General features: G+C 65.7%; 21 protein-coding genes. 11 read left to right on the top strand and 10 right to left on the bottom strand.

What is annotated here, in order from left to right; all coding sequences use genetic code 11:
• Positions 1-12 precede the first annotated feature (12 nt).
• Together moeZ and AWC07_RS05535 are read right to left on the bottom strand one after the other, a co-directional pair.
• The gene (gene moeZ / locus AWC07_RS05540) at positions 13-1,185 is read right to left on the bottom strand and encodes an adenylyltransferase/sulfurtransferase MoeZ (RefSeq protein WP_244187498.1); all 1,173 of its coding nucleotides are present in this window, start codon (positions 1,183-1,185) and stop codon (positions 13-15) included.
• Between the two features lie 211 nt (positions 1,186-1,396).
• Positions 1,397-2,431: a DUF3152 domain-containing protein gene (locus AWC07_RS05535; RefSeq protein WP_051508106.1), complete on the bottom strand. Its 1,035-nt coding sequence runs from the start codon at positions 2,429-2,431 to the stop codon at positions 1,397-1,399.
• A 194-nt stretch (positions 2,432-2,625) separates the two neighbouring features.
• On the opposite strand from AWC07_RS05535, the gene fasR reads away from it, so the two are divergent.
• Positions 2,626-3,309 (top strand): HTH-type transcriptional activator FasR, encoded by a 684-nt coding sequence (gene fasR, locus AWC07_RS05530; RefSeq protein WP_036404283.1) that lies wholly within the window; start codon positions 2,626-2,628, stop codon positions 3,307-3,309.
• On the opposite strand, the gene AWC07_RS05525 is transcribed toward fasR, so the two are convergent.
• Positions 3,306-3,551: a DUF3107 domain-containing protein gene (locus tag AWC07_RS05525; RefSeq protein WP_036416010.1), complete on the bottom strand. Its 246-nt coding sequence runs from the start codon at positions 3,549-3,551 to the stop codon at positions 3,306-3,308. The two genes, fasR and AWC07_RS05525, sit on opposite strands and share 4 nt — an antisense overlap.
• A 387-nt stretch (positions 3,552-3,938) precedes the next feature.
• Between AWC07_RS05525 and AWC07_RS05520 the strand changes: the two genes are divergently transcribed.
• Entirely contained in the window at positions 3,939-4,505 is a 567-nt protein-coding gene (locus AWC07_RS05520; RefSeq protein ID WP_139829558.1) for a threonine AND proline RICH protein, read from the top strand.
• Positions 4,506-4,511: 6 nt separating this feature from the next.
• On the opposite strand, the gene AWC07_RS05515 is transcribed toward AWC07_RS05520, so the two are convergent.
• The gene (locus AWC07_RS05515; protein WP_036416012.1) at positions 4,512-5,207 is read right to left on the bottom strand and encodes a ferritin-like fold-containing protein; all 696 of its coding nucleotides are present in this window, start codon (positions 5,205-5,207) and stop codon (positions 4,512-4,514) included.
• Positions 5,208-5,464: 257 nt separating this feature from the next.
• Here AWC07_RS05515 and AWC07_RS05510 point away from each other — a divergent pair, with 257 nt between their 5' ends.
• Entirely contained in the window at positions 5,465-6,979 is a 1,515-nt protein-coding gene (locus tag AWC07_RS05510) for a DEAD/DEAH box helicase (protein WP_036416013.1), read from the top strand.
• 15 nt (positions 6,980-6,994) lie between these two features.
• Entirely contained in the window at positions 6,995-8,218 is a 1,224-nt protein-coding gene (locus AWC07_RS05505) for an Rv3212 family protein (protein WP_036416014.1), read from the top strand.
• Positions 8,219-8,240: 22 nt separating this feature from the next.
• On the opposite strand, the gene AWC07_RS05500 is transcribed toward AWC07_RS05505, so the two are convergent.
• The gene (locus tag AWC07_RS05500; RefSeq protein WP_036416015.1) at positions 8,241-9,041 is read right to left on the bottom strand and encodes a ParA family protein; all 801 of its coding nucleotides are present in this window, start codon (positions 9,039-9,041) and stop codon (positions 8,241-8,243) included.
• A gap of 76 nt (positions 9,042-9,117) precedes the next feature.
• Between AWC07_RS05500 and AWC07_RS05495 the strand changes: the two genes are divergently transcribed.
• The 3 genes from AWC07_RS05495 to AWC07_RS05485 are packed head-to-tail and all read left to right on the top strand — an operon-like array spanning position 9,118 to position 11,302.
• Positions 9,118-9,717: an acid phosphatase gene (locus tag AWC07_RS05495; RefSeq protein ID WP_085104985.1), complete on the top strand. Its 600-nt coding sequence runs from the start codon at positions 9,118-9,120 to the stop codon at positions 9,715-9,717.
• Positions 9,681-10,814, top strand: a complete 1,134-nt coding sequence (locus tag AWC07_RS05490) for an isochorismate synthase (RefSeq protein WP_051507971.1) — start codon at positions 9,681-9,683, stop codon at positions 10,812-10,814. Before AWC07_RS05495 ends, AWC07_RS05490 begins: the two co-directional genes overlap by 37 nt.
• Complete coding sequence (locus tag AWC07_RS05485; RefSeq protein ID WP_036412953.1) at positions 10,811-11,302, top strand: GNAT family N-acetyltransferase; 492 nt, start codon at positions 10,811-10,813, stop codon at positions 11,300-11,302. The genes AWC07_RS05490 and AWC07_RS05485 overlap by 4 nt, the downstream gene beginning before the upstream one ends.
• On the opposite strand, the gene AWC07_RS05480 is transcribed toward AWC07_RS05485, so the two are convergent.
• Positions 11,254-11,634, bottom strand: a complete 381-nt coding sequence (locus AWC07_RS05480; RefSeq protein ID WP_051507970.1) for a hypothetical protein — start codon at positions 11,632-11,634, stop codon at positions 11,254-11,256. The genes AWC07_RS05485 and AWC07_RS05480 overlap by 49 nt on opposite strands.
• Before the next feature lie 382 nt (positions 11,635-12,016).
• Between AWC07_RS05480 and AWC07_RS05475 the strand changes: the two genes are divergently transcribed.
• A complete protein-coding gene (locus AWC07_RS05475) occupies positions 12,017-12,982 on the top strand; it encodes a diacylglycerol/lipid kinase family protein (protein WP_036412948.1) in 966 nt (321 codons plus the stop codon).
• 275 nt (positions 12,983-13,257) lie between these two features.
• Complete coding sequence (gene whiB1, locus AWC07_RS05470) at positions 13,258-13,512, top strand: transcriptional regulator WhiB1 (RefSeq protein WP_023371700.1); 255 nt, start codon at positions 13,258-13,260, stop codon at positions 13,510-13,512.
• Positions 13,513-13,570: 58 nt separating this feature from the next.
• Here the strand turns inward: whiB1 and AWC07_RS05465 are convergent, their stop codons facing one another.
• Both AWC07_RS05465 and AWC07_RS05460 read right to left on the bottom strand, forming a co-directional pair.
• Complete coding sequence (locus AWC07_RS05465) at positions 13,571-15,067, bottom strand: sensor histidine kinase (RefSeq protein ID WP_085104984.1); 1,497 nt, start codon at positions 15,065-15,067, stop codon at positions 13,571-13,573.
• A gap of 46 nt (positions 15,068-15,113) precedes the next feature.
• A complete protein-coding gene (locus AWC07_RS05460) occupies positions 15,114-15,329 on the bottom strand; it encodes a biotin/lipoyl-binding carrier protein (RefSeq protein WP_036391739.1) in 216 nt (71 codons plus the stop codon).
• A gap of 200 nt (positions 15,330-15,529) precedes the next feature.
• Between AWC07_RS05460 and AWC07_RS29700 the strand changes: the two genes are divergently transcribed.
• Entirely contained in the window at positions 15,530-15,604 is a 75-nt protein-coding gene (locus AWC07_RS29700) for a 50S ribosomal protein bL37 (protein WP_085976515.1), read from the top strand.
• A gap of 70 nt (positions 15,605-15,674) precedes the next feature.
• On the opposite strand, the gene rsrA is transcribed toward AWC07_RS29700, so the two are convergent.
• Both rsrA and AWC07_RS05445 read right to left on the bottom strand, forming a co-directional pair.
• On the bottom strand, positions 15,675-15,980 hold the full coding sequence (rsrA, locus tag AWC07_RS05450; RefSeq protein WP_036416178.1) for a mycothiol system anti-sigma-R factor: 306 nt from the start codon (positions 15,978-15,980) through the stop codon (positions 15,675-15,677).
• Complete coding sequence (locus AWC07_RS05445) at positions 15,977-16,627, bottom strand: sigma-70 family RNA polymerase sigma factor (protein ID WP_167380018.1); 651 nt, start codon at positions 16,625-16,627, stop codon at positions 15,977-15,979. The genes rsrA and AWC07_RS05445 overlap by 4 nt, the downstream gene beginning before the upstream one ends.
• Positions 16,628-16,946: 319 nt before the next feature.
• Here AWC07_RS05445 and AWC07_RS05440 point away from each other — a divergent pair, with 319 nt between their 5' ends.
• Entirely contained in the window at positions 16,947-17,795 is an 849-nt protein-coding gene (locus tag AWC07_RS05440) for an SDR family oxidoreductase (RefSeq protein WP_036416176.1), read from the top strand.
• The last annotated feature ends 109 nt before the right edge of the window (positions 17,796-17,904 follow it).

Genomic DNA, 17,904 nt, shown 5'->3' with positions numbered 1-17,904 from the left:
CCGGTATCCGGCTCAGTACATCACCATGTCGGGCTGCATTTGCCTGGCCCACGCCACGATCCCGCCCTGCAAGTGGACCGCATCGGAGAAACCCGCCTTCTTCAGCGCGGCCAACGCCTCGGCGGAACGCACACCCGTTTTGCAGTAGAGCACCGGCATCCGGTCCTGGGGCAGCTTGGCCAGACCCTCACCCGACTTGATGGATGACTGCGGAATCAGTGTCGCTCCATCGATGTGCACGATGTCCCACTCCACGGGCTCGCGGACGTCGATCAGCGCCAGCTTCTTGCCGGAATCCATCAGCGCGCGCAATTCCCGCGGGGTGATCGTCGATCCGCTGACCGCGTGAGCGGCATCGTCGGACACCACGCCGCAGAACCGTTCGTAATCGACCAGCTCGGTGATCTTGGGCGTCGACGGGTCCTTGCGGATCCTGATCGTGCGGTAGGTCATCTCCAGCGCGTCGTAGATCATCAACCGGCCCAACAGTGTCTCACCGAGCCCGGTGATCAGCTTGATCGCTTCGGTGCCCATCACCGACGCGATCGAGGCGCAGATGATGCCCAGCACGCCGCCTTCAGCGCAGGAGGGCACCATGCCGGACGGCGGTGGCTCCGGGTACAGGTCGCGGTAGTTGAGCCCCAGCCCGTTGGGCGCGTCCTCCCAGAACACCGACACCTGGCCCTCGAAGCGGTAGATGGAACCCCATACGTACGGTTTGCCGGCCAGGATCGCGGCGTCGTTGACCAGATACCGGGTGGCAAAGTTGTCGGTGCCGTCCAGGATCAGGTCGTATTGCCGGAACAGCTCTACGGCGTTGGCGGGCTCCAGCCGGTACTCGTGCAGTCGCACGTCGATCAACGGATTGATCGCGATGATCGAGTCACGTGCCGACTGGGCTTTGGACCGTCCTATGTCGGCGACACCATGAATGATCTGGCGCTGCAGATTGGACTCGTCGACGACGTCGAAGTCGATGATGCCGATGGTGCCAACACCTGCGGCAGCCAGATAAAGCAGCGTCGGTGAGCCGAGGCCGCCGGCCCCGATTACCAGCACCCGAGCGTTCTTGAGTCTCTTCTGCCCGTCGACACCCAGGTCGGGGATGATGAGATGGCGACTGTAACGGGCCACCTCTTCACGGCTCAGCGCTGGTGCGGGCTCAACTAGGGGCGGCAGTGATATCTGGGATGTCGACACCGAACATCTCCTCTGTGCAGGCGGTTATCAGGGCACTGTCAGGGCACTGTCTATGACCCATCACAGCAGCTGTCCGAATCGACGGCAATGAGATCAACACCTGGACCGGCGGTGTTGTTTCCCGGGGTCGACGTCATCGTCCCGCTGCACGGGCCGTTCGAACGTCGAGCTTGCAGCGCCAGCGCCGGGCCCCCGGTCAGGCGATCGGGTACGGCCAGGGATTGAATCGGCAAGTCTTACCGTCCGCCTTCACCCACTCCGGGTCGAACTTGGCGGCATCGTCGTCGGACGTGGAGAACGTCTGCTGCATCATCACCGGCGCCAGTCCACCCTGCTTGTCACACGGCTCGTGACGCAGGTACCCGATGGCGTGACCGACCTCGTGGTTGATCACGTACTGCCGGTAGGACCCGACATCGCCTTCGAACGGCACGGCTCCGCGCACCCAGCGTGCCTCGTTGATGAAGACGCGCGCTTGCCGGTCCGCTCCGAAAGACGGGTTGTAACAGGAGGTCTCGAGCCGGAACTCGTAACCGCACCCTTCACGCACCGTCAGCGGTGACACCAGCGAAATGCGGAAGTCGGGCTTTCCCTTGTCGGTTGCGCCGATCCGGACGAACGCAAATTGCGGATCGTGGGTCCAGCCTTTGGGATTGGCCAGCGTCTGGTCAATCATCTGGGCGAACGCGTTGTCGCCGCCGTACATCGTCGGGTCCAACCCGTTCTCGATCTCGACGGTGTACTTGAAGACCTTTGCCGTACCCTGCCCCACCTGCGGCGTGGTACCAGGAACCATGCGCCAAGACTTTTCGCCCACTTCGGTGAAGGGGCCACCATCGGGCAGTGTTCCGGCCGGCAGGTTGGCATCGAATGCGGCCAGACCGCGAGGCGGCGTGTCGATGATCGCCGTCCCCACCGAACCGATGGAGGGCGGGTCATGAATGGTGGCGGCCACCGCCGACCTGGGTGACGTCGTCCCCGTCACCGTCTGATACACCACCACCGCGGTGAGCACCATCAGGATCGGCAGCGCATACGCGCGCCAGCCATAGGTCGACACGAACCGCCCCAGCCAGGTTTGTTTGCGCCATCGGCGCGGCCTGTCGCGGTCAACGCGCGGCCGTCCGGCGGCCTGCCCGAGCGGGTCACGCTGGGCCCGCAGCGGTTCACGCCACGGCTCGCGCAGCACCGGCACCCGAGCGGTGCTGCCCGGCGGGCGGGTGGACGTCATTTCCCCAGGATGGCACAGTCGGCCGTGACTGCCACCCCTGGCGCGCCCGAATACGCCGGCCGGAGCCCTTCAACCAGCGTCGACAATGTCTGTTCGGATCGGCGGGCGCCTCGGGTAGTAATGTCTTGCGATACACCGTGCGGGCGCGGGGATGGCAAGTTGCCCGCGAATCAGCACGATCAGATTGAGGACCGATGAGCGATCTCGCCAAAGCTGCACAACGGCGCGCCGTCCGATCGGCCGACCGGATGCGGCCGGTGGAGGTTCCGGCCCAGAACCGCAAAGGCAATCGGCTGCCCCGCGATGAGCGCCGTGGCCAGTTGCTTGTCGTGGCTAGCGATGTCTTTGTCGACCGCGGCTACCACGCCGCTGGCATGGATGAGATCGCCGACCGCGCTGGTGTTAGCAAACCTGTTCTGTATCAGCACTTTTCGAGCAAGCTGGAACTGTATCTGGCGGTGCTCAAGCGGCATGTGGACAACTTGGTGTGCGGCGTCCAGCAGGCGCTGCGCACCACCACCGACAACCGCGGCCGCCTACACGCGGCGGTGCAGGCATTCTTCGACTTCATCGATCACGACGGCCAGGGGTACCGGCTGATCTTCGAGAACGACTATGTCACCGAGCCCGAGGTCGCCGCGCAGGTGCGTGTTGCCACCGAATCATGCATCGACGCGGTGTTCGCCCTGATCAGTGAGGACTCGGGCCTGGACCCGCACCGCGCCCGGATGATCGCGGTGGGCTTGGTCGGCATGAGCGTCGACTGCGCCCGGTACTGGCTGGATTCCGACCGCCCCATTTCCAAGTCGGACGCCGTCGAAGGCACCGTGCAGTTCGCCTGGGGCGGTCTGTCGCACGTGCCGCTTGCCCGCTCCTAGCTGCGCGCGGCGTCTGCGCCGATTCCGAACCCAACCCGGCGGGCGTCGGCGACGCCGATTTCGACATAGGCGATCTTGGCGGCATCAATCAGGAACCGACGGCCCCGGTCGTCGCTGAGGCTCAGCAGACCCGAATCCTCACGCAGCGCTGCGCTGACGAGTTCTTCGACCTCAGCGGGGGTCTGTGCACTGGCGAAGACCAGCTCGCGCGGACTGTCCGTGATACCGATCTTGACCTCCACGGGGGCCCCTTCCGTTGGTATTGAAGTCGCAGGCGTTTCAGCAGCAGGCTAGTAGACGCCGCCGGCGCCGACCGTACCCCCAGCCCGTAGCGCCATCATCACGATTGGGTCTAACTCGGCCCGACACGCCAACTGGCACCGGACCGTCATCGTGGGCGTCGATAACATCAGCCCATCAGCAACATGTACCACACCCTGTACCAGGACTCGCGAGACTCTCGAGACTCCCGCGACGTCCGGGGCTACCTGGATGACGACGGTTATGACACCCAAGCCGCCGACGACTGCGGCTCCGACGACTCCGGCTACGAGGACGACGGCTACGGCGAGCTGGTCTGGTCGACCGAGAGTCGGTGGCGCCCCGTCGCCGCAATCCTCGGCGCGGTGGTGGCGCTCGGCGCCGTCGCGACCGCAGTCATCATCAACAGCGGCGACAGCGCCACGACAAAAGCGACGGTGGGGGCGCCGACGCCGCGGACGGTGGTTTCCACCACGCCACGGACGACGGCCCCACCCAGCACGTCACCGAGTCCGCCGCCGAGCACAAGCGCACGGCCCGGCACGTCGGCGCCGCAATTGGCCCCCGAGACCGTCACCACGGTGACGATTCCCAGCGCTGCGCCGACCCGAATCCCGACCGCCGCGCCGCCGCAGCCGGGCACCCCACCGTCGGCGGCGCTGAGTCCCCGTGCCGTCTTCTACAGCGTGACCGGGACCAAGCAGCTCCTCGACATCGTCAACGTCGTCTACACCGACGAGCGGGGCTTTCCCGTCACCGAGTTCAATGTGGCGCTGCCGTGGACGAAGATGGTGGTGTTGAACCCCGGCGTGCAGACCGAGTCGGTGGTCGCGACCAGCATCTACAGTCGTCTCAACTGCGTGATCGTCAATGCCCAGGGTCAGCCGGTCGTGGCCTCGACCACCAACTCAATCCTGGCGACGTGCACCCGCTGATAGCGGTCAGGCCAGACCGAGTTCGCGCATCCGTTGGTCGTGTGTCTGCTGCAGACGCTCGAAGAAGGCGCTGAGCTGGCCCAGGCCACCGGAGCCCGCTACCACCAAGTCGACTAGCTCGTCGTGGTCGGCCAGCAATAGTTGAGCTTGCGTGATTGCCTCGCCCAGCAGTCGGCGTGACCACAGCGCAAGCCGGCTGCGCTGTTTGCCGCTGGCGGTGACCGCCGCACGTACCTCGGCGACCACGAACTGGGAGTGCCCGGTCTCCGCCAATGCCGCCCGCACTATGTCGGCAACCTCGTCGGGTAGTGCGTCGGCGATCTGTAGGTACAAGTCCGCGGCCAGCGCGTCACCGACGTAGGTCTTCACTAGGGCTTCCAGCCAGGTACTCGGCATCGTCAGCCGGTGGTAATTCTCCAGTGCCGACACGTACTTCGATATCGCCGGCACCACGTCGACACCCCGACATTCCAACGCGTCGCGCAAGAGCTCGTAGTGAGCCATTTCGGCGGCCGCGATGCTGGCCATCGAGATCCGCCCTTGCAGATTCGGCGCCATCCGCGCCTCGTCGGTCAGCCGGTAAAAGGCCGCCACCTCGCCATAGGCCAGCAGCGCGAACAACTCGTTGACGCCGGGATGGTCCGCCGGTAACCGTGGCCTGGTCGAATCGGCCACCTGATCGGCGGATGTGGGCGAAGTCATGGCAACACTCTAGTCGCCGGAACCACTCGCATACCGGTGGCAGTTGGCCAACCGGCTATCATGGGATTTGGTAGTGGCTGGATCTGTGCTGCTGCTACCGGAAATGTGCGTGCACGTAGCTGCGCCCGCCCAGATCGAGCAGCGGGCCGGCCTCTCGGCGACATATCGGAGTCGGAACTCGTGCGCGCGATGAACCGCGACAAAGAAGTACCGACACCAGACCGATACTCGTCACCGAAAGGCTCTTCACCCCCCTAATGACCGCACTCAAAAGCACAACCGAACACAGCTTTGCCCAACTTGGAGTCCGCGACGAAATTGTGCGCGCACTGCGGGAAAAGGGCATTGAGCATCCCTTTGCCATCCAAGAACTCACCCTGCCGTTGGCGCTGGCCGGCGATGACGTGATCGGCCAAGCGCGAACCGGCATGGGCAAGACCTTCGCGTTCGGCGTACCACTGCTGCAGCGCATCACCTCCGACACCGCGGTGCGGCCGCTCACCGGCACCCCCCGGGCCTTGGTGGTGGTGCCCACCCGCGAGTTGTGCCTGCAGGTCACCGATGACCTCGCCACCGCGGCCAAGTACCTCACCGCCGAGGAAACCCGTCGCTTGGCGGTGGTTTCCATTTACGGGGGGCGGGCCTACGAGCCCCAGGTCGAGGCGCTGCGCGCCGGCGCCGACGTCGTCGTGGGCACCCCGGGCCGGCTGCTGGACCTGTCCCAGCAGGGCCACCTGCAGCTGGGCGGACTGTCGGTGCTGGTGCTCGACGAAGCCGACGAGATGCTGGACCTGGGCTTTCTACCCGACATCGAGCGCATCCTGCGGCAGATCCCGGCCGAGCGGCAATCGATGCTGTTCTCGGCGACCATGCCGGACCCGATCATCACCCTGGCCCGCACCTTCATGGTCCAGCCGACACATATCCGAGCCGAGGCACCGCACTCCCTGGCCGTGCACGACACCACCGAGCAGTTCGTCTATCGCGCCCACGCCCTGGACAAGGTGGAGCTGGTCAGCCGGATTCTGCAGGCCCGGGACCGCGGCGCGACGATGGTCTTCACCCGCACCAAGCGCACCGCCCAGAAGGTTGCCGACGAGCTGAACGAACGCGGTTTTGCGGTGGGCGCCGTGCACGGTGATCTCGGGCAGGTGGCCCGCGAGAAGGCGCTCAAATCCTTCCGCGCGGGCGAGATCGACGTGCTGGTCGCCACGGACGTGGCCGCGCGCGGCATCGACATCGACGACGTCACCCACGTCATCAACTACCAGTGCCCCGAAGACGAGAAGATGTACGTCCACCGCATCGGGCGCACCGGCCGGGCCGGACGCACCGGCGTCGCGGTCACCCTCGTGGACTGGGACGAGCTGGACCGCTGGACGATGATCGACAAGGCACTGGGGCTGGGCTCTCCCGACCCCGCCGAAACCTACTCCAGCTCACCGCACTTGTATGCCGAGCTGTCCATCCCGGCTGAGGCCGCGGCCGCCGTCGGTCCCCCGCGCGGATCGCAGCCCAAGCGCCGCGCCACCGATCAGGAAGGCCGGCAGTCGGTAGCCGCTCGCTCCGGCGCGAGGCGTCGGCAGCGCACCCGCGGCGGCAAACCGATCACCGGGCATCCCGCCACCAGCCCGGCGAATGAGGCCGCGGCAGAGCCGGGTTCCGGTTCCGCGTCGAGCTCTCCCGCAGCGAACGGCGGGGCCACCCGGCGCCGGCGCCGGCGCCGCAAGCCCGCCTGCGTGGCCGACAACGCCGCCGCCTCGGCCAACTGAGGCCGACGCTCGAGCATGGTCAAACCGGAGCGGCGCACCAGGGGCGATATCCTGGCCGCCGCGGCCATCGTCGTGGTGGTTGCCGTGGCTGCGGCATTGATCTGGTGGACCAGCGACGCCCGGGCCACCATCAGCCGGCCGGCTGCGACTCCGGTGCCCAACCCCACGCCGGCCCGGGAAGTCCCGGCCGCACTGAAGCAGCTCTGGAGCGCCCCCAGTCCGGCCAGTCGCGTCCCCGTCGTGGTCGGCGGGACCGTCGTCACCGGCGACGGACGCCAAGTGGACGGGCGAGATCCGGCCACCGGTGAGACGCTCTGGAGCTACGCCCGCGACACCGGCCTGTGCGGGGTGACCTGGGTCTACCGCTACGCCGTCGCCGTCTACCGCGACGACCGCGGCTGCGGCCAGGTCAGCACAATCGACGGGTCGACCGGACGCCGCGGACCCGCCCGCAGCAGCTACGCCGACCCGCGGGTACGCCTGTCCTCTGACGGCACGACGGTGTTGTCGGCCGGCAATACCCGCCTGGAACTGTGGCGATCCGACATGGTCCGGATGCTGTCCTACGGCGAGACCGACGCCCGGGTGAAACCGTCGAACCGGGGTCTGCACTCGGGATGCACGCTGGAATCGGCCGCGGCCAGTTCGTCATCGGTGGCGGTTCTCGAGGCTTGCGCCAACCAGGCCGATCTGCGGCTGGTCCTGCTGCGCCCGGGCAAGGAAGAGGACGAACCGGAACAGCGGATCGTGCCCGAACCCGGGATTCGGCCGGGATCGGGCGCTCGGGTGCTGATCGTCTCGCAGAACAACACCGCGGTGTACTTGCCCGGTCAATCCGGCGCGCAGCCACGAGTCGAGGTGGTCGACGAGACGGGGACCACCGTGGCGAGCACGCTGCTGCCCAGGCCGCCGTCACCCGAGGCCACGGTGTCGCAGAGTGGCAACCTGGTGACGTGGTGGACCGGCGACGCACTGCTGGTTTTCGACAGCGGCAAACTGACTCAGCGCTACACCATTGCCGCCGGGGAGACGGCGGCGCCGTTAGGACCGGGGGTGATGATGGCAGGTCAGCTGATCGTGCCGGTCACCGGCGCCATCGGTGTCTACGATCCGGTCAGCGGCGCCAACAACCGTTACATCCCGGTGGACCGTCAGCCGAGCGGCTCGGCGGTGATCCCGGTGGTTGTGGGATCGAGGGTGATCGAGCAGCGTGGCGGCGCCGTGGTGGCGTTGGGCTGAGCCTGCCGCCGGGCGGCTAAATCTAAAGCTCCACCGCGAAGGTGGGCAGCGGCTTGCCCGACTTCCAGTGCTTCAGTAGCGCCTGGGCCAGGTCGCGATAGGCCACCGCCCCCTTGTTCTTCCGCCCGGCCATGACCGACGAGCCCGATGCGCTGGCCTCGGCGAAGCGCACCGTGCGCGGAATCGCCGGGGCCAGCACCGGCAGGCCGTAGCGATCGGCGACATCGAGCAGTACGTCGCGGGTATGGGTGGTTCGTGAGTCATAGAGTGTCGGCAATGCCCCCAGCAACCGCAGATTCGGGTTGGTGATCTGCTGAACGTCAGCGACGGTGCGCAGCAGCTGTCCAACACCACGGTGGGCCAGCGTCTCGCACTGCAACGGAACAATGACTTCGTCGGCGGCCGTGAGTCCGTTGAGCGTGAGCACACCCAACGACGGCGGACAGTCGACGATGACCACGTCGAACTGGTCGGAGAGTTTGGCCAGCGCCCGTTTGAGCGCATACTCGCGGCCGGCACGCATCAACAACATCGCTTCGGCGCCGGCTAAGTCGATGTTGGCCGGCAGCAGCGCCATTCCTTCCATGGTGGTCACCAGCGCGGTGTTCGGCTCCACTTCCCCGAGCAGCACCTCGTGCACGGACACCGGTAGCTTGTCGGGGTCCTGGCCAAGCGAGAACGTCAAACAACCCTGCGGATCGAGATCGACGAGCAGCACCCGCCGACCCTTATCCACCATCGCCGCGCCGAGCGAGGCGACCGTCGTCGTCTTGGCCACCCCGCCCTTCTGGTTGGCCACCGCCAGTACCCGGGTCTCCGTCACAGTGCCATCCTGGCATGTCCCCGGCAGTCTGGTAGGGGCGACGGGTCCGGCATGTCGTCCGGCACAATCGGTCGGCATGGGCATACACGAACACCGGCTGCTGCTGGTCCGCCACGGCGACACTGAGTGGTCGAATTCGGGCCAGCACACTGGCCGAACCGATATCGAGTTGACCGAAGCCGGCCGGATACAGGCTGAGCTGGCCGGAAAGGCTCTGGGCGAACTCGAACTCGACAACCCACTGGTGATCAGTAGCCCACGTAAACGGGCGTTGACCACCGCCGAGTTGGCCGGGCTGACGGTCGACGAGATATCTCCACTGATCGCCGAATGGGACTACGGCGCCTACGAGGGGCTGACGACCGCCCAGATCCGCGAGGTCGAACCAGACTGGCTGGTGTGGACGCACGGATGCCCCGACGGTGAGAGCGTCGCGCAGGTCAGCGAGCGCGCTGACCGGGCTGTCGCGCTGGCACTGGAACACCTGGCGTCACGCGACGTCGTGTTCGTCGGCCACAGCCACTTTTCGCGGGCGGTGATCACCCGCTGGGTCGAGCTACCGCTCGTCGAGGGCAGCCGCTTCTACATGCACACCGCTTCGGTCAGCATCTGCGGGTTCGAACACGGGATACGCCAGCTATGCGCGCTCGGAGTGAAGGGGCGTCCCGGCAATTGAGCCCCCTTGAGCCGCCCTTCGCGCTCTGCGAACCCGGACGAACTCTTGTTGCCGACGGGGTGCGTACCCGTTACAGCGAGGTGGACGCTGCGCAAGCGGCGCTGCGCTGCGGAAAGGAGCCAATGATATTGGGGGCGTTACCTTTCGACGTCAGCAGACCCGCTGCGTTGATGGCCCCGGAGAGCGTACAACGCCTCAAAGCACTGCCCAGCTGGCCAACCGGCCCGCTGCCGGCGGTTCACATCATCGGCGCCGTCCCGTCGCTCGCCGACCACCGCGCCCGAATCAGCTACGCGCGGGATTGCCTTGCTGCTCCGGACAATCCGCTGCACAAGGTGGTACTGGCCCGTTCGCTGCGGCTTGTAGCCGATGCTCCGCTGGACGCCCGTGGCATTCTGCAGAGATTGATGACGGCAGATCCAGCGTCTTATGGCTATCTCGTCGACCTGACCTCCGCCGGTGCCGACTACGCTGGGACGGCGCTGGTGGGCGCCAGCCCGGAACTGCTGGTCGCGCGATCAGGCGATCGGGTCAGCTGCCAACCATTCGCCGGCTCAGCCCCCCGTGCTGTCGACCCCGACGTCGACGCCGCCAACGCGACCGCGCTGACCGGCTCGGCCAAGAACCGTCACGAGCACGAGCTGGTTATCGACACGGTGTGCGCCGCCCTGGAACCACTGTGCGACGACCTGCAAATCGCCTCCGAGCCCCAACTGAACCGCACGGCGGCGGTCTGGCACCTGTGCACCCCGATCACCGCGCTGCTCCGCGACACCTCCACTACCGCAATCGATTTGGCGCTCGCACTACATCCCACGCCCGCGGTCGGCGGCGTCCCGACGAGCGCTGCCGGCGAACTCATTGCGGCGCTGGAAGGCGACCGCGGCTTCTATGCGGGCACCGTAGGTTGGTGCGACGCGCGCGGTGACGGCCAGTGGGTGGTTGCGATCCGTTGCGCTCAGCTGTCAGCCGACCGTCGTACCGCGATCGCCCACGCCGGCGGTGGAATCGTCGCCGAATCCGATCCTGATGACGAAGTTGAGGAAACCACAACGAAATTCGCGACGATGCTGACCGCATTGGGAGTGCAGCAGTGACCGAGAACATCCGCCGCGCCATCCCGGACGACATCGCCGATATCGTGGCCATGATTCACGATCTCGCGGAATTCGAGTGCGCCGCCGATCAATGCACTGTCACCGAAAAACAAATGTTTGCAGCACTTTTCGGCCCTTGCCCGACGGTTCGAGGGCATGTTGTCGAGAGCGACGGCCACATCGCGGCAATGGCGTTGTGGTTCCTCAAATTCTCCACTTGGGACGGTGTCGCCGGCATCTACCTGGAAGACCTCTATGTGCGGCCGAGCTTTCGCCGCCGTGGCCTGGCCCGCAGGCTGCTGGCCACACTGGCCGGTGAATGCCTCGACAACGGCTACACACGGCTGTCCTGGGCCGTGCTGAACTCGAACTCCGATGCCTCCGATGCCGTAGCCCTCTATGACGGCATCGGTGGACAGCCGCAGCGCGAGTGGACCACCTATCGGCTTTCCGGGCCGGGCTTGGTTGCGTTGGCCGGACCGCGGTGACCGCTGCCGGCCACCCAGCGCAGCGTCGGCGGGCTGAAGAGCAGTGCCAGAACGGTCAGCGCCACGATCGCTATCGGGATCCCGAACATGGGCTGGTGCGAGCCCCCCGTCAGATACCACGCCACCGGCAGCAGTAGTAGCTGGGTAAACACGCCCAGGCCGCGGCCCCAGCGCTTGCCGGCCACCAGGGCGCATCCGGCGGCCAGTACCCCGCCACCAATAAGCACGAACCAGACCGCGGTTCCGAGGCCATTGACGACGTGCTGATCGGCCCCTGCGAACCCACGCACTACCAACACCGCAGCGATCACCAGGGCAGTCGTGCCCTGCATTGCGACGATCAGTCCCGCGCAGCGCACGGTGGTCGGAGCAGTCACAGCATCAGCGTAGCCAGAGCAGCGTTGGGGGACCGTCGCCGCGCTTCAGTTGGAACTCACTAGCCAATCGTGTCACTTTAGTCGCAATTGTCACGCGAGCCGCTACGGCGGGAGGTGCCCAATTTGCCCAGCCCCGAGCGACAACTCGCCATCACCTCCGACACTCATCACAGCGTGACACCGGTGCGGTTGTCGCGGAAAGCTGGGCAAAAGGACGCCGGCCACCGTGCGTCCAATGAGGCAATGTGGCGGATGTGAGCCCCTGCGGTCGCTGGCCCAGCCGCTCCTCAACGGGCCCCACCGGCCCGCATCGTCGCACGGCCTAGGCTCATGCCTCATGCGCGCCGTGCTGATCGTCAACCCCACCGCCACTTCCATCACACCGGCCGCCCGCGACCTGGTCGCCCACGCACTCAAGAGCCGTCTCCAACTCACTGTCGAGCACACCAATTACGCCGGACACGGTGCCGAACTCGGGCAAGCGGCCGTCGCCGCCGGGGTGGACGTGGTTGTCGTGCACGGCGGCGACGGCACGGTAAGCGCGGTGGTCAACGGCATGCTGGGCCGCCCGGGTTCCACCCCGTCGGGCCCCATACCGGCGGTCGGGGTGGTACCCGGTGGCTCTGCCAACGTCCTGGCCAGAGCGCTGGGAATGTCGCGCGACCCGATTGCTGCCACCAACCAGCTCATCCAGCTACTCGACGACTACTGCCGGCGTCCACAGTGGCGCCGTATCGGACTGATCGACTGCGGTGACCGGTGGGCGGTGTTCAACACCGGAATGGGCGTTGACGCCGAGGTTGTCGCGGCCGTCGAGGCCGAACGCAGCAAAGGTGGCAAAGTCACGGCGTGGCGCTACATCCGGGCCGCGGTTCCCGCCGTGCTGCGCTACCGGAATCGCGAACCCGTTCTTACGCTGGAACTTCCGGGCGGTGAGCCGATTCCCGGGGTGAGCTTCGTCTTCGTGTCCAACTCGAGTCCGTGGACCTACGCAAACGACCGGCCGGTGTGGACCAATCCCGGCTGCACGTTCGAGTCCGGCCTGGGTGTGTTCGCCCTCACGACCGTGAAGACGATCCCGACGCTGCGTATCGTCCGGCAGATGTTCGCCAAGAGGCCGAAGTTCGAGTTCAAGCATCTCATCACCGACGATGACGTGGCGTGCGTACGGGTCACCAGTACCGCGGCTCCGGTTGCCTGTCAGTTCGACGGGGATTACCTCGGCGAGCGTCAGTCCATGACGTTCCGGGCGGTTCCCGACGCGTTGGCAGTGGTCGCCCCACCCCCCAAAAAATGGTTCTGACCTGCGGCGATCTAAGCCGTGACAAGCTTGCGACGCAAATGTGGGGCACAATTGGGAGGCAGTGTAGTACAAATGAGTAAGGGCTTTCGTAAGAGAACGTCAAAGTGAGATAGCCCACGCGCTACGTAACACTATTGACATCTGTTGAGCCTGTGAAACGATCAAAAGGTTGCATGCAGAGACATGTAGGGGTACGGATACCTTTCTTGTGCACGCGTTAAGCCAAGGAAAATGCCCGTGCGCCTTGCTGCGCGTTTAGTGAGGAGTAGTGACTAATGGATTGGCGCCACAAGGCGGTCTGCCGTGACGAAGATCCGGAGCTGTTCTTCCCGGTAGGGAACAGCGGCCCCGCGCTCGCGCAGATCGCTGACGCGAAACTGGTCTGTAATCGGTGCCCGGTGACCACGGAATGCCTCAGCTGGGCCCTGAACACCGGCCAGGACTCGGGCGTCTGGGGCGGCATGAGCGAAGACGAGCGGCGTGCGCTGAAGCGCCGCAACGCCCGGACCAAGGCCCGTAGCGGAGTCTGACGACTCGGTAGCACAGCTCTACGGCCCCGGCAAATGTCGGGGCCGTATTGTTGCGCCCTCATTGCACCATCAACCGGCCCCGCCGCCCGATCGGCACCCGCAACACCACATCGGTTCCGCGCTCAGGAGCCTCGCGCATACCTAAGGAACCGTCCAATTCCGCTGAGACCAGCGTCCGCACGATCTGCAAACCGAGACTGTCGGACTTCTCCAGGTTGAACCCTTCAGGCAAACCCCGTCCGTCGTCGTGAACCACGACATCGAGCCAACGCGCCGAGCGCTCGGCTCGAATCGTCACAGACCCACCTTGAGCGGCAGGGTCGAACGCGTGCTCGATCGCGTTCTGCACCAATTCGGTGATCACCATGATCAGGGCCGTCGCGCGGTCGGAGTCCAGCACACCGAGGTCACCTACCCGGTTGATGCGGATCGGCCGGTCCACCGACGCCACGTCGTTCATGATCGGCAGAATCCGATCGATGACCTCGTCGAGATTGACCTGCTCGTCCACCGACATCGACAGCGCGTCGTGGACCAAGGCGATCGACGACACCCGACGCACCGACTCGATGAGGGCTTCCCGACCTTCGGCATTGGCGGTCCGCCGGGCCTGCAGCCGCAGCAGCGCCGCTACCGTCTGCAGGTTGTTCTTCACCCGGTGGTGGATTTCCCGGATCGTCGCGTCCTTGGATATCAGGGCCCGGTCTCGCCGTTTCACCTCGGTGACGTCGCGGATCAGGATGGCGGCACCGGCGCTGGCGCCGTGGACCATCAGCGGCAACGTCCGCAGCAGCACCGTGGCACCGCCGGCGTCGACCTCCATCCGCATACTGGGCCCGCCGGTCAGCAGGTTGCGCACATGCTCGGCCACCTCTTCGGCCTCGAACGGATCTGAGATCAGCGGCCTGGTGACCTCGACCAGGTTGTGTCCCTCCAATTCCGTGGTCAGGCCCATCCGATGGTAGGCCGACAGCGCATTGGGGCTGGCGTAGGCCACCACACCGTCGACGTTCAACCGAATGAAGCCGTCGCCAGCACGGGGGGTCGAACGCGACATAGCCACGTCACCGACGTCGGGAAATGTGCCCTCGGACAGCATGTGCAGTAGGTCGATAGCGCACTCCCGGTAGGCCGTCTCGAGGTGGCCGGACGCTCGTTGTGCCGCCACCGCCGTTTGATGCTGCGTCAGCACCGCCACCACCTGGCCGCCATACCGCACCGGGGAGGCCGCAACGTTGGGACCTGGCAATTCGCCCGAATGACATTCGGCCGCCCATCTGGCGGTGCCTGACGCGAAAGTCTCGGCAATCAGCGGCAGCTTGTCGCTGGCGACGGTGGTGCCCACCGCGTCGGTCTGCAGCACCGTCGGAGCGGTGTTGGGCCGGCATTGCGCCACGCATACCAGCACGCCGTCGTCGCGACGAACCCACATCAAATAGTCGGCGAACGACAAGTCGGCAAGGAGCTGCCACTCCCCCACCACCGCATGTAGGTGGTCGACGGCGCTGCCCGGCAGGACCGTGTGTTCGGCCAGTAGGTCACCGAGAGTGGACATCAAGAACTCCCGAGTCGCTCCCGGTTGGCGGGTATGGGTCCAACGGCTAACTGATCACCGCGATGAGATCGCCGGCCTGGATGACATCGCCCACGGCCACGCTTACCTTGCTGACGGTGCCGTCGACCTCGGCCAGGACGGGAATCTCCATCTTCATCGACTCCAGCAGCACCACGACGTCACCCTTGCCGACTTGGTCGCCTTCGCTAACCACGACTTCGAGCACGCTGGCCACGATCTCGGCGCGAACATCCTCGGACATCTTCACCCCACTCGTTCCGGCCATTTCCCATGCTGACTGCTGGTCTGTCGGGCTGCGATCAGCTCATGTACATCGAACCATAAGGCCTGCGAGGGTTGCGGCGCGCGGGCTACCACTACCGCGTCGGTGACCGCGTGAGACACTGGACCCCAACCGCGGGCCCGAGTTGCCCGCTTCGGACTCGATACGGAGGTTCGGTGATGGCCAAGCGTGGCCGAAAGAAGCGCGACCGCAAGCACAGCAAGGCCAACCACGGCAAGCGCCCGAACTCCTAACCCGGCAACGATGCAGACCGCGTAGCGCAACGATGCAGACCGCGTAGCGGTCTGAGGAGGAGCCGGGTAATCACTCGCTACGACGGATGATGGTTGTCCGGCGTATCTCCAGCCGCACCCGCTCGCGCAGGCCCTCGGGTGCCTTCTCGCCTTTGCACTTGGTTGCTATCAGCAGCTTGATCCGCTCCTCCAGCCCGTAATGCTTCAGGCAGCCGGGGCAGTCCTCGAGGTGTTGGCGTAGCTTCTGGCGGATCTCCGCTGTGCACTCACCGTCGAGGAGGGTCCATACCTCGGCAATTACCTGCGCACAGCCAACGTAACCATGGGAGTCCTCGCGGTCCGGACTCGAGTCGCTTGAGCTGACTACATCGCTCATGACGACACCTCCTCGTGGGGTTGGTCACCGCGGACAAAGCCCCGCTCTTTGGCGACGTCAGCCAACAGAGCCCGCAGCTGACGTCGACCGCGGTGCAGTCGCGACATCACCGTCCCGATCGGGGTATCCATGATCTCGGCGATCTCCTTGTATGGAAAACCCTCGACGTCGGCGTAGTAGACCGCCATCCGGAAGTCCTCCGGCAGCGCCTGCAGCGCCTCGTTGATTTCGGAGTCGGGCAACGCCTCGAGCGCCTCGACCTCAGCCGAACGCAGCCCGCTCGAGGAATGCTCGGCGTTGGCAGCCAGTTGCCAGTCGGTGATCGCCTCGGTCGGATACTCCGCGGGTTGACGCTGTTTCTTGCGGTAGCTGTTGATGTAGGTGTTGGTCAGGATCCGGTACAGCCAAGCCTTGAGGTTGGTGCCCTCCCGAAAGGAGCGGAATCCCGCGTATGCCTTCACCATGGTCTCTTGCAGCAAGTCTTCGGCATCGGCCGGATTACGGGTCATGCGCAGCGCGCCACCATATAACTGGTCGAGCAGTGGAATCGCGTCGCGCTCGAAGCGCGCGGTCAGCTGCTCGTCGGTTTCCGCATGTGGCTGGGGACCGGGAACCTCCGACCGGGTCTCGCCATCGATGTCGGCCATCTTGATTAACACGGTCCCTTCGGTTGCGGTGCCATCGGACAACGCCAAGGGCGATGCCGGATTCGCAAGGAAGCGATCCAACTGCTCCTCACATAGCAGGCTCGTCGCAGTTGACACCGGGCTCCCTTCCCCCAATGTAGAGGTCGCGACCGACAGCATGTGCCTCGGTCCGCACGGACCGCATCAATCAACGGCGTGAGCAGGCACCCTATTTCCGAGCCACACCTCCGGGCGGGGCCCCTGGAGGCTCATCGAGCTACCGAGGCGCCGGGGACGTCCCGCAATTAGGATGGGTCGCCGGTCACGTTAGTGTGACGCCATGTCCCTTAACGGCAAGACCATGTTCATCTCTGGCGCCAGTCGTGGCATCGGCCTGGCGATCGCCAAACGCGCCGCACAGGACGGTGCCAACATCGCCTTGATCGCCAAGACCGCCGAACCCCACCCGAAGCTGCCGGGCACGGTGTACACCGCCGCCAAAGAGCTGGAGGAAGCCGGCGGTCAGGCCCTGCCGATCGTGGGGGATGTCCGTGACCCGGATTCGGTCGAGTCCGCGGTCGCCCAGACCGCCGAGCAGTTCGGCGGCATCGACATCTGCGTCAACAACGCCTCGGCAATCAACCTCGGGTCCATCACCGAGGTCCCGATGAAGCGCTTCGACCTGATGAACGGCATCCAGGTGCGCGGCACGTACGCCGTGTCGCAAGCGTGCATCCCACATATGACGGGTCGGGAGAACCCGCACATTCTGACGCTGTCGCCACCGGTGTTGCTGGACAAGAAGTGGCTGAAGCCGACGGCCTACATGATGGCCAAATTCGGCATGACACTGTGCGCGCTGGGGATCGCCGAGGAGATGCGCGACGAGGGGATCGCGTCGAACACGTTGTGGCCGCGCACCCTGGTGGCCACCGCCGCGGTGCAGAACCTGCTCGGCGGCGACGAGGCGATGGCGCGCGCCCGCAAGCCCGACGTGTACGCCGATGCGGCCTACGTCATCCTCAACAGGCCTTCCCGCGAATACACGGGCAACTCGGTGCTGTGCGAGGACGTTCTGGTGGAATCCGGAGTCACCGATTTGTCGGTGTACGACTGCATACCGGGGGCCAAGCTCGGCGTCGACCTGTGGGTGGAAGAGGTCAACCCGCCGGGCTACGTCCAGCCTTGATCCCGCCTGGCCGAACCGGCAACACCGGGCATCGCTGCGTGTGCCTGGACTTGACCGCGCGAATGTAACGCCACGGCGAAAAATGCGGCGGCGATTTTTCGCCGTAGCG

Origin of the sequence: Mycobacterium gastri, assembly GCF_002102175.1 — a bacterium.
GTDB lineage: Bacteria > Actinomycetota > Actinomycetes > Mycobacteriales > Mycobacteriaceae > Mycobacterium > Mycobacterium gastri.
Note: the sequence above shows the minus strand (reverse complement) of the source record. Positions and strands in the feature narration are given on the sequence as shown.

Excerpts from the sequence above, each read along its gene's own strand:
- AWC07_RS05535 (WP_051508106.1), bottom strand. The coding sequence starts at position 2,431 with ATGACGTCCACCCGCCCGCCGGGCAGCACCGCTCGGGTGCCGGTGCTG.
- fasR (WP_036404283.1), top strand. The coding sequence starts at position 2,626 with ATGAGCGATCTCGCCAAAGCTGCACAACGGCGCGCCGTCCGATCGGCC.
- AWC07_RS05515 (WP_036416012.1), bottom strand. The coding sequence starts at position 5,207 with ATGACTTCGCCCACATCCGCCGATCAGGTGGCCGATTCGACCAGGCCA.
- AWC07_RS05510 (WP_036416013.1), top strand. The coding sequence starts at position 5,465 with ATGACCGCACTCAAAAGCACAACCGAACACAGCTTTGCCCAACTTGGA.
- AWC07_RS05505 (WP_036416014.1), top strand. The coding sequence starts at position 6,995 with ATGGTCAAACCGGAGCGGCGCACCAGGGGCGATATCCTGGCCGCCGCG.
- AWC07_RS05495 (WP_085104985.1), top strand. The coding sequence starts at position 9,118 with ATGGGCATACACGAACACCGGCTGCTGCTGGTCCGCCACGGCGACACT.
- AWC07_RS05490 (WP_051507971.1), top strand. The coding sequence starts at position 9,681 with ATGCGCGCTCGGAGTGAAGGGGCGTCCCGGCAATTGAGCCCCCTTGAG.
- AWC07_RS05480 (WP_051507970.1), bottom strand. The coding sequence starts at position 11,634 with ATGCAGGGCACGACTGCCCTGGTGATCGCTGCGGTGTTGGTAGTGCGT.
- AWC07_RS05475 (WP_036412948.1), top strand. The coding sequence starts at position 12,017 with ATGCGCGCCGTGCTGATCGTCAACCCCACCGCCACTTCCATCACACCG.
- whiB1 (WP_023371700.1), top strand. The coding sequence starts at position 13,258 with ATGGATTGGCGCCACAAGGCGGTCTGCCGTGACGAAGATCCGGAGCTG.
- AWC07_RS05465 (WP_085104984.1), bottom strand. The coding sequence starts at position 15,067 with ATGTCCACTCTCGGTGACCTACTGGCCGAACACACGGTCCTGCCGGGC.
- AWC07_RS05460 (WP_036391739.1), bottom strand. The coding sequence starts at position 15,329 with ATGTCCGAGGATGTTCGCGCCGAGATCGTGGCCAGCGTGCTCGAAGTC.
- rsrA (WP_036416178.1), bottom strand. The coding sequence starts at position 15,980 with ATGAGCGATGTAGTCAGCTCAAGCGACTCGAGTCCGGACCGCGAGGAC.
- AWC07_RS05445 (WP_167380018.1), bottom strand. The coding sequence starts at position 16,627 with ATGGCCGACATCGATGGCGAGACCCGGTCGGAGGTTCCCGGTCCCCAG.
- AWC07_RS05440 (WP_036416176.1), top strand. The coding sequence starts at position 16,947 with ATGTCCCTTAACGGCAAGACCATGTTCATCTCTGGCGCCAGTCGTGGC.